Origin of the sequence: Actinoplanes sp. NPDC048796, assembly GCF_040650035.1 — a bacterium.
GTDB lineage: Bacteria > Actinomycetota > Actinomycetes > Mycobacteriales > Micromonosporaceae > Actinoplanes.
Window position 1 is genome coordinate 1 of sequence record NZ_JBEZGO010000043.1, and the last position, 1,092, is coordinate 1,092.

Consider the following 1,092-nt stretch of genomic DNA (forward strand, 5'->3'; position numbering starts at 1 on the left):
TGTTCTGACCACGGACGTTGGTGACGGGGAGATCTTGAAATAGGTGAGGGCCTTCGGGTTCGGTGTGGATTGCGACGTCCTACCCCGAACCTGCGGAGGCCCTCATGCCCCACCGTAATGCACCCTTGTCCGAGACCGGCAGGCTGCGCCTGGCCCGATGCGTGATCGAGGACCGGTGGCCGCTGCGTCGGGCCGCAGAACGCTTTCAAGTCAGTCCGACGACGGCGAAACGCTGGGCAGACCGCTACCGCAGCGACGGCCCGGCCGGCATGAGTGACCGCTCGTCACGGCCACACCACAGCCCCGAGCGAACCCCGACCCGCACGGAACGGCGGATCATCAAGGTCCGTGTCCTGCGCCGCTGGGGTCCCGCCCGCATCGCCTATCTCCTCGGTCTGAACCCGGCCACCGTGCACCGGGTACTGACCCGCTACCGACTCGCCCGGCTCGCCCACCTCGACCGGGCCACCGGCCGAGCGATCCGCCGCTACGAACACCACGCGCCAGGCGACATGATCCACGTCGACATCAAGAAACTCGGCAACATCCCTGACGGCGGCGGGCACCGCATGGTCGGACGCCACGCCGGCACACGCAACCGCTCAGCCATGCCCGGCGTGAAACGCGTACGCCGCGGCGAACCGGTGCTGGGCTACCAATACCTGCACAACGCCGTCGATGACCACTCACGCCTGGCCTACACCGAAATCCTCGCCGACGAGACCAAGGAGACCGCCACCGCGTTCTGGACCCGCGCCCAGGCCTGGTTCAGCGCCCAGGGCATCACCGTCGCCCGTGTCCTGACCGACAACGGCTCCTGCTACCGATCCCGGCTCTGGAAAGAAACCCTCGCTACCGCCGGCATCAGCCACAAACGCACCCGCCCTTACCGGCCTCAGACGAACGGCAAAGTCGAGCGCTACAACCGCACCATGCTGGATGAATGGGCCTACGCCCGGCCCTACCGGACCGAGACCGAACGCCGCGAAGCCCTACCCGCCTGGCTGCACTCCTACAATCATCACCGCGGACACACCGCACTCGGCGGCCAACCACCCGCCAGCCGCGTCCCCAACCTCACGGGTCAGAACA

The 1,092-nt window shown here is 67.6% G+C and carries 1 protein-coding gene; it reads left to right on the top strand.

Going from position 1 to position 1,092, the window contains the following annotated elements; all coding sequences use genetic code 11:
• Positions 1–104: 104 nt before the first annotated feature.
• The coding region (locus AB0C26_RS46435) for an IS481 family transposase (RefSeq protein WP_360261786.1) at positions 105–1,092 on the top strand (988 nt) is incomplete at its 3' end.